Raw genomic sequence first — 8,664 nt, 5'->3', positions numbered from 1 at the left:
GAGGTTGGGGCCGTTGAGGACGAGCACCTTCACGATGAAGGGTTCCCAGAGATAGCGGAGAACGCCTCGCGGAGGTGCTCCTCGGACGGCCCGGCCAGCACGGTCGGGCGGCCGACGTCGTCGAGGACCACGAAGCGCAGCTGGGCGCCGCGGGCCTTCTTGTCGACGCGCATGGTGGCGAGCAGGTCGTCGAACGGCGCGCCGGCGTACGTCGTCGGCAGCCCGACCCGGCCGAACGCCGTGCGGTGGCGCTCGACCACCTCGGCCGACAGCGAGCCGGCGCGGTGGGCGAGCTCGGCGACGTAGACGCAGCCGATGGCGACGGCCTCGCCGTGGCGGATGCCGTAGTCCTCGGCGCGCTCGATGGCGTGGGCCAGGGTGTGGCCGTAGTTGAGGGCCTCGCGGCCGGGGTGGCCGTCGGCTCCGCCGGTCTCGCGCAGGTCGGCGACGACGACGTCGATCTTGACGCGGATCGCGCGCTCGACGAGCTCGCGCAGCACCGGCGAGGACGGCACCAGGTCGTCGGGCGAGGCCGACTCGACGAGCCGCAGGATCTCGGGGTCGGCGATGAAGCCGCACTTGACGACCTCGCCGAGCCCGGCGACCAGCTCGTCACGCGGCAGCGACTCGAGCAGCGACAGGTCGCAGAGGACGCCGGACGGCTCGTGGAAGGCGCCGACGAGGTTCTTGCCGGCCTCGGTGTTGATGCCGGTCTTGCCGCCGACCGCGGCGTCGACCATGGCGAGGAGGGTCGTCGGGACGTGGACGACGCGTACGCCGCGCAGCCAGGTGGCAGCCACGAAGCCGCCGAGGTCGGTGGCCGATCCTCCGCCGACGGTGACGACGGCGTCGGAGCGGGTGAAGCCGGCCTCGCCCAGAGCCTCCCAGCAGTCGGCCGCGACGGGGGCCGTCTTGGCACGCTCGCCCTCCGGCAGGCCCAGCGCGAGCACGTCGTAGTGCTCGACCAGGGAGTCGACGATCGGGTCGGCGAGCGCGCCGAGCGAGCCGGCGTACAGCACGGCCACCCGCTCCACCGACTCCCCGAGCAGGGCGGGCAGGCGGTCGGCGAGCCCGTGCCCGACGACGACGTCGTAGGGCGAGGCGCCGCCGACGTGCAGGACGGTCTCAGTGCTCATGCAAGAAGCTCCTGGATCTGGGCCGCGACCTCGTCGGGCGTGCGGTCGTCGGTGTCGACGACGTGCGTGGCCACCGAGGCGTAGATCGGGGCGCGCTCGTCGAGCAGGGCCTTGACCCGCGAGCGGACGTTGCCGAGCAGCATCGGTCGCCCCACGCCCAGCCCGACCCGCTTGACCGCGTCGGTGAGCCCGACCCGCAGGAACACCACGGGCACGCCGGCCAGCAGGTCGCGGGTCTCGGACCGCATCACGGCGCCGCCGCCGAGGGCCAGCACGCCGTCGTGCTCGGCCAGCGCGGTCGCGACCGCGGCCGCCTCGAGCTCACGGAAGTGGTCCTCGCCCGACTCCACGAAGATGTCGGAGATCTCGCGCCCGGTCGTGGCGACGATGTCGGTGTCCGTGTCGCGCACGGGCACGCCCCACGCCTCGCCGAGCAGCCCGGCCACGGTCGTCTTGCCCGCGCCCATCGGCCCGACCAGCACCACGCGCGGGGGCATCAGCGGAACCGCAGGGTGTCGAGGTAGGACTCGACGTTGCGCCGCGTCTCCGCGACGGAGTCGCCGCCGAACTTCTCGACCACCGCGTCCGCCAGGACGAGCGCGACCATCGCCTCCGCCACGATCCCGGCGGCGGGCACGGCGCACACGTCGGAGCGCTGGTGGTGGGCGACGGTGGCCTCGCCGGTGGCGACGTCGACGGTGCGCAGCGCCTTGGGGACGGTCGCGATCGGCTTCATCGCGGCGCGCACGCGCAGGACCTCCCCGGTCGACATGCCGCCCTCGGTGCCGCCCGAGCGACCCGACGTGCGCCGCAGCCCCTCGTCGGTCGACACGATCTCGTCGTGCGCCAGCGAGCCCGGCGTGTCGGCGAGCTCGAAGCCGTCGCCGACCTCGACGCCCTTGATCGCCTGGATGCCCATGAGCGCGCCGGCCAGCCTGGAGTCCAGGCGCCGGTCCCAGTGGACGTGCGAGCCGAGGCCCGGCGGCAGGCCGTGGACGACCACCTCGACGACGCCGCCGAGGGTGTCGCCGTCCTTGTGGGCCTGGTCGATGCGCGCCACCATCGCGGCGCTGGCGTCGGGGTCGAGGCAGCGGACCTCGTCGGCGTCGAGGCGCTCGACGTCGTCGGGGCCGGGTACGACGCCCGCCGGCGCCTTCACGCCGCCGAGCGAGACCACGTGCGAGACGATCCGCGCACCGGTGGACTGCTCGAGGAAGTTGGACGCCACCCGGCCGAGCGCCACGCGCGCCGCGGTCTCCCGGGCCGACGCCCGCTCGAGGATCGGGCGGGCCTCGTCGAAGGCGTACTTCTGCATCCCGACCAGGTCGGCGTGGCCGGGACGGGGACGGGTCAGCGGGGCGTTGCGGGCCAGCGCCTCGAGCTCCACCGGGTCGACGGGGTCGGCCGACATGACCTTCTCCCACTTGGGCCACTCGGTGTTGCCGACCTCGATCGCGATGGGGCCGCCCTGGGTCTCACCGTGGCGGACGCCGCCGAGCACCCGGATCGCGTCCTGCTCGAACTTCATCCGCGCGCCGCGGCCGTAGCCGAGGCGGCGCCGGGCCAGCGAGTCGGCCAGGTCGTCGGTCGTGACGCGGACGTGGGCGGGCAGCCCCTCGAGGATCGCCACCAACGAGGGACCGTGGGACTCGCCTGCTGTGAGCCATCGGAGCATGGGGGAAGTCTCTCAGCCCCAGATGCGCCCAGCGAGCGCGGTCCCCCAGACGAGACCCACCAGGGCGCCGATCACCATGAACGGCCCGAACGGGAAGGACTTCTTGAGCACCGTCCGGTCGCGGCGGACCACGGCCAGCCCGGCCGCAGGGACGGCGAAGACGATGAACCCGATCCACACGCCGAGGGCCAGGGCACCCCAGCCCACCCAGCCGAGCACCAGTCCGACGGGCGCCGCCAGGCGCACGTCGCCGAAGCCCATGCCCGCCGACCGCAGCCGCCACAGGACCCAGAAGAACGAGCGGGCGACGATCATGCCGAGCAGCGCCCGGAGCAGCGCGTCGCGCTCCCCCGTCGCCAGGCCCACCACCGTCACGGCGACGATCGCCGCCAGGGTGGCGGGTACGACGATGCGGCGCGGCAGGAGCCGGGTGTGCCAGTCGATGACGGACAGCGCGACCGCGACCGGAGTGAGCGGGATCAGCCACAGCAGCGGCCAGTCCAGGCCCGTGGCGGCCCCCAGCAGGCCACCGCACACCGCGGCGACCAGGGCGCTGCGCCAGCCCAGGCCGGGGCGGGCGGCGATGTCGGCGTAGAGCATCTTCGGCGGCTCGGTGGCCGTGGCGGCCTCCGCGTCGGCGTCGCTCCCGGCCTCCGTCTCCGTCTCGATGTCCGGCTCGGGCTTCGCCTCGGGCTCGGGCACCGCCGCCACCAGCAGCGGCACGAGCAGTCCCCCGAGTGCGGCCACGAGCGCTCCCAGCAGCGCGGCCACCATCGTGTCGTTCACCCAGCACTCCGTTCGGCGAGGGCGCGTCGGCCCGCCTGCCTCATGGCCTCCAGCGGTGCCCGGAGACCGGTGAACAGATCGAACTGCATCACGGCCTGGTGGACCAGCAGGTCCAGCCCACCCACCAGGGTCCGGTCGGCCGCCGAGGCGGCCAGGGGCGTCGGCCACGGGTCGTAGAGCGCCTCGAACACCACGGGTACGTCGTCGCAGCGAGCGACCAGCTCCGGGGTCTGTGCGTCCGCCGGGATGGTCGAGACGACGATGTCGGCAGTGACGCGGTCCGTCGCGTCGAGGACCCCGGTGCGCACCTCGATCCCCGCCGGGTGGGCGCGCAGCACCTCGAGGGTCTCCCCCGCGCGGGCCTCGTCACGCACGAGCAGCTCGACCGACCGCACGCCGAGGTCGACGAGCGCCAGCCCGATCGAGCTCGCCGTGGCTCCGCCGCCGAGGATCGTGGCCGACGCCAGCGGCATCGTCGTACGCTCGCGGATCGCGGCCGCGGCACCGGGGAGGTCGGTGTTGTCGCCGACCCGCTCGCCCTCGTCCCCGCCGAGCACGAGCGTGTTGACGGCGCCGGCCAGGCGGGCCCGGTCGGTCAGCCGGTCGACCAGCGCGAGGGCCTCGCGCTTGAGCGGCATGGTCAGCGACAGGCCGCGCCACTCGGGGCCCAGTCCCGCCACGAACGACTCCAGGCCTCCGGCCGGCACCCGGTGCGCGTCGTAGGTCCAGTCCAGCCCGAGCTCCGCGTAGCCGACCCGGTGCAGGACCGGCGACAGCGAGTGGGCGATCGGGTCGCCCAGCACGCCGCAGCGCCGACCACTCACCTCAGCATCGGTCCGACGTCTCGCAGTAGGCCTTGTACTCGTCGCGGCCCTCGAGGAAGCCGTCGTAGTCCTCGTAGAACTTGGTCTCGCCGGTCGAGAGGTCGACGGTGACGTAGTAGTACCAGTCGCCGTCCTCCGGGTTGGCCGCGGCCGCGATGGCGTCGTCGCCCGGCGCCTCGATCGGCGTCGGCGGGAGGCCGGCGTTGAGCCGCGTGTTGTAGGGCGTGTCCTCGGCCAGCTGGTCGGGCGTCAGCTCCGTCGAGCCGGGCGAGAGGCCCAGCCCGTAGGCGATGGCGGCGTCGATGCCGAGCGTGCCGTTGGTGCCGCCCTTGTCGCCGGGGCCGTCGAGCCGGTTGTAGATGACCCGCGAGATCTTGGGCATGTCCTCGCCGCGACCCTCGGCCTCGATCAGGGAGGCGATGATCATCAGCTCGCCCGGCGTGTGGCCGAGCTCCGCCGCCCTCCCCTCGAGGTCGGCCGCCTCGGCGGCCTCGCTCCAGCGGGCGACCATGGTCTTGAGGATCGCGACCGGCTTCATGCCGGGCTTGATCTCGTAGGTCGCGGGGAACAGGTAGCCCTCCGCGTTGCCCTCCGCGTAGTCGGGGAGGCCGAGCTTGTCGGGCTGCTGGAGCGCGCGGTTCCAGGCCGCCTCGGGGAAGTCGGTGTTCTCGGCGAGCGTCGAGACGATCTCGGTGAGCCGGAGGCCCTCGGGGATGGTCACCGTGGGGAAGCCGACGAGGTTGTCGGGGTCGATCAGCACCTCGAGCGCGTCGGCGGCCTTCATCTCCTTCTGGAGCTCGTAGGCGCCGACCTGGATGCCGCTGGAGTCGGGCTCGCCCGCAGCGGCGTCGATGAAGGCCTGGACCGACTTGGTGATGCCGTCGGCCTTGAGGTTGCGGCCCATCTGGGCCACCGTGTCGCCCTCGTTGACGGTGAACTCGACGGAGCCGGTGCCGGGGCCGGGATAGTCGTCCGGCCCCTGGAACTGGTCGGAGACCCAGTCGACGCCGCGCGTCAGGCCGAACCAGAAGCCGCCGACGAGCACGGCCAGCGCGATGAGGACCGCGAAGCATCCCTTGAAGCCGCGGCCCTTGCGCCGCCTGCCCCCGGGGACGTAGGTGTAGTCCTGCTCCTCGCTGGGCGCGTCCGGCTGGGACTCCTGCTCACTCATCTGTCACCTCGACGATCTCTCCCGGTGCCTGCCCGCTCGACCGCTCCGTGTCCAGCGCGGTCTGCAGGATCAGCACCGCGGCTGCCTGGTCCACCACGGCACGTCGCTTGGCGCCGTGGCGACCCTGCTCGCGCAGCATCGACTCGGCCGACACCGTGGTCAGTCGTTCATCACACAGTCTGACGGGCGTGGGTGCAACTCGGCGGGCAAGCCGCGCGGCGAAGTCGCGCGCCTTCACCGCGGCCGGACCCTCCGTGCCGCTCAGGGAGCGCGGCAGCCCGACCACGACCTCGACGGCCTCCCGCTCGACGACCAGCTGCGCGATCCGGCGTACGTCGCCCCTGCCGGTGCGCACCGTCTCGACGGGGGTCGCGAGGAAGCCGGAGGGGTCGCTGGTCGCGACGCCGATCCGGGCATCGCCCGGGTCGATGCCCAGCCGCACTCCGAACCGCACCCTCAGCCCTGCCCGACCCGCGCGGCCACGTCGCTCACCACGAGCGCCAGCGCCTCGTCGATGCGCGAGGCGTCGGTGCCGCCGCCCTGGGCCACGTCGTCCTTGCCGCCGCCCTTGCCGCCGAGCAGCGGGCCGAGGAGGCGCACCAGCTCGCCGGCGGACAGGCCGCGGGCGCGGGCCTCGTCGTTGGTGGCGGCCACCACGGACACCTTGCCGTCGGCCTGGCCGATGACGACGACCACGCCGGGCTCGCCCTGCGGCAGGCGTCCGCGCACGTCCAGCGCCAGCTGGCGCACGTCGCCCCCCGCCGCGCCGTCGGCACGGTGGGCCACGACCTTGACCGGACCCACCTGCGTCGCCGCGGCGGCGACCTCGGCACTCGCACCGAGCAGCTGCGCGACGCGGGCCTTCTCGAGCTCCTTCTCCGCGGTGCGGAGGCGCTCCGTCAGCGCCTGCACCCGGCCGACGAGGTCGTCGGGCTGCGTCTTGAGCAGGCCGGTCAGCTGAGCGACGACGTCGCGCTCCCGGGCGAGGTAGCCGAAGCCCTCCATGCCGGTCAGCGCCTCGATGCGGCGGTTGCCGGAGCCGACACTGGTCTCGCCGGTCACGACGACGGTGCCGATCTGCGACGAGTGGTCGACGTGCGTGCCACCGCAGAGCTCGCGCGACCACGGGCCGCCGATCTCGACGACGCGCACCTTGGTGTTGTCGTAGGTCTCGCCGAAGAGGGCGATCGCGCCCCACTCCTTGGCCTGCTCGAGGGTCATGTAGTCCCACGCCACCGCGAGGTCGGCGCGCAGTGCCTGTTGGGAGACCTGCTCGATGTCGCGGACCTGCTCGGGGCTCAACCCCTGGGTCCACCCGAAGTCGAGGCGGAGGTAGCCGGGGCGGTTGTAGGAGCCGGACTGCAGTGCCGTGGGGCCGAGCACCTCGCGCAGGGCCGCGTGCACCACGTGGGTGCCCGAGTGGGCCTGGCGGGCGCCGATGCGCCACTCGGGGTCGACCCGCGCGTGGACCTCGCGGGACGGGTCGAGCTCGCCCTCGACGACTCGCACCTGGTGGACGACCAGGCCCTTGATCGGACGCTGGACGTCGATCACCTCGAGCCGGCCGCCGTCGAAGATGATCGTGCCGGCGTCGGCCACCTGCCCACCGGACTCGGCGTAGAACGGGGTGCGGTCCAGCACGAGCTCGCCGATGTCGCCCTCCGCCAGCCGCGGCACGGCCGACCCGCCGCTGAGCAGGGCCAGCGGCCGCGACTCGGTCTCGAGGGTCTCGTAGGCCAGCCACTCGGTGGGGCCGAACTCGTCGAAGATGCCGCGGTAGACCGCCGTGTCGCCGTGCGAGCCCTTCTTGGCACGCGCGTCGGCCTTGGCCCGCTCGCGCTGCTCGGCCATCAGGCTGCGGAAGCCCTGCTCGTCGACCTGCAGCCCCTGCTCGGCCGCCATCTCCAGGGTCAGGTCGATCGGGAAGCCGAAGGTGTCGTGGAGGGCGAAGGCACGCTCCGCCGACAGCGTCGAGCCGCCCGAAGCCAACACGTCGTCGGCGGCGACGTCGAAGATCTGGGTGCCGGCCTGGAGCGTCTTGCGGAACGCGTCCTCCTCGGCGAAGGCCACCTGCGAGATGCGCGGCCAGTCGGTGAGGAGGTTGTCGTAGGTCTCCCCCATCTTGTCGCGCGAGACCGGCATCAGCTCGGGCAGGACCCGGTCCTCGCAGCCGAGCAGGCGCATCGAGCGGACCGCGCGACGCAGGAGCCGGCGCAGGACGTAGCCGCGGCCGTCGTTGCCCGGGGTGACCCCGTCACCGATGAGCATCATCGAGGAGCGCACGTGGTCGGCGACGACGCGGAACCGTACGTCGTCCTCGGCCGATCCGGGGGTGCCGGCGCCGTACTTCTTGCCGGTCAGCTCCTCGGCCTTGGCGATCACGGGGTAGACGACGTCGATCTCGTACATGTTCTGCTTGCCCTGGAGCAGCAGCGCGACGCGGTCGAGGCCCATGCCGGTGTCGATGTTCTTCTTGGGCAGCGAGCCCGCGATGTCGAAGTCCACCTTCGAGCGCACCGCGGAGAGCTCGTCCTGCATGAAGACGAGGTTCCAGATCTCGAGGAGGCGGTCCTCGAGCTCGAACGGCATGTCGGGCCCGAGCGTGGCCACGTCGAAGTCCGGCCCCCACTCGGGGCCGCGGTCGTAGAGGATCTCCGAGCACGGTCCGCCGGGGCCGGGCACGCCCATCGACCAGTAGTTCTCCTTGCGTCCGAGTTGGACGATGCGCTCGCGGGGCAGGCCGGTCGCCTTCATCCAGAGGCCGATCGCCTCCTCGTCCCCGACGAGGACCGAGGGGTAGAGGCGTGACTCCTCCAGGCCGTAGCCACCGTCGGCGACCGGCTTGGTGAGCAGGTCCCACGCCAGCTCGATCGCGCCCTCCTTGAAGTAGTCGCCGAAGGAGAAGTTGCCGCACATCTCGAAGAAGGTGCCGTGGCGGGTGGTCGTGCCGACGTCCTCGATGTCAGGGGTGCGCACGCACTTCTGGATGCTGGTGGCGCGCGGCCACGGCGGCGTCTCCTGGCCCAGGAAGTAGGGCTTGAACGGCACCATGCCCGCCGGCACGAAGAGCAG

Annotated in this window: 8 protein-coding genes; all 8 read right to left on the bottom strand. The window is 73.0% G+C overall.

Features of this window, described 5'->3' with window-relative positions; all coding sequences use genetic code 11:
* Positions 1-29: 29 nt before the first annotated feature.
* A complete protein-coding gene (gene aroB, locus JWN97_RS08090) occupies positions 30-1,136 on the bottom strand; it encodes a 3-dehydroquinate synthase (protein WP_297621130.1) in 1,107 nt (368 codons plus the stop codon).
* Positions 1,133-1,633: a shikimate kinase gene (locus tag JWN97_RS08085; RefSeq protein WP_297621127.1), complete on the bottom strand. Its 501-nt coding sequence runs from the start codon at positions 1,631-1,633 to the stop codon at positions 1,133-1,135. The genes aroB and JWN97_RS08085 overlap by 4 nt, the downstream gene beginning before the upstream one ends.
* Entirely contained in the window at positions 1,633-2,811 is a 1,179-nt protein-coding gene (gene aroC, locus JWN97_RS08080) for a chorismate synthase (protein WP_297621124.1), read from the bottom strand. Before aroC ends, JWN97_RS08085 begins: the two co-directional genes overlap by 1 nt.
* A gap of 12 nt (positions 2,812-2,823) precedes the next feature.
* Entirely contained in the window at positions 2,824-3,597 is a 774-nt protein-coding gene (locus tag JWN97_RS08075) for an A24 family peptidase (RefSeq protein ID WP_297621121.1), read from the bottom strand.
* The gene (locus JWN97_RS08070) at positions 3,594-4,421 is read right to left on the bottom strand and encodes a shikimate dehydrogenase (protein ID WP_297621118.1); all 828 of its coding nucleotides are present in this window, start codon (positions 4,419-4,421) and stop codon (positions 3,594-3,596) included. Before JWN97_RS08070 ends, JWN97_RS08075 begins: the two co-directional genes overlap by 4 nt.
* A 1-nt stretch (position 4,422) precedes the next feature.
* Entirely contained in the window at positions 4,423-5,592 is a 1,170-nt protein-coding gene (gene mltG, locus JWN97_RS08065) for an endolytic transglycosylase MltG (protein ID WP_297621115.1), read from the bottom strand.
* A complete protein-coding gene (gene ruvX, locus JWN97_RS08060) occupies positions 5,585-6,046 on the bottom strand; it encodes a Holliday junction resolvase RuvX (protein ID WP_297621112.1) in 462 nt (153 codons plus the stop codon). Before ruvX ends, mltG begins: the two co-directional genes overlap by 8 nt.
* Positions 6,047-6,048: 2 nt before the next feature.
* Positions 6,049-8,664 (bottom strand): alanine--tRNA ligase (gene alaS, locus JWN97_RS08055; RefSeq protein ID WP_297621109.1); only part of this gene is annotated, 2,616 nt, incomplete at its 5' end.

Source organism: Nocardioides sp. (genome assembly GCF_025965415.1).
Classification (GTDB): Bacteria; Actinomycetota; Actinomycetes; order Propionibacteriales; family Nocardioidaceae; genus Nocardioides.
This window is presented reverse-complemented; position numbering and strand designations above follow the sequence as displayed.

Excerpts from the sequence above, each read along its gene's own strand:
- JWN97_RS08085 (WP_297621127.1), bottom strand. The coding sequence starts at position 1,633 with ATGCCCCCGCGCGTGGTGCTGGTCGGGCCGATGGGCGCGGGCAAGACG.
- aroB (WP_297621130.1), bottom strand. The coding sequence starts at position 1,136 with ATGAGCACTGAGACCGTCCTGCACGTCGGCGGCGCCTCGCCCTACGAC.
- mltG (WP_297621115.1), bottom strand. The coding sequence starts at position 5,592 with ATGAGTGAGCAGGAGTCCCAGCCGGACGCGCCCAGCGAGGAGCAGGAC.
- aroC (WP_297621124.1), bottom strand. The coding sequence starts at position 2,811 with ATGCTCCGATGGCTCACAGCAGGCGAGTCCCACGGTCCCTCGTTGGTG.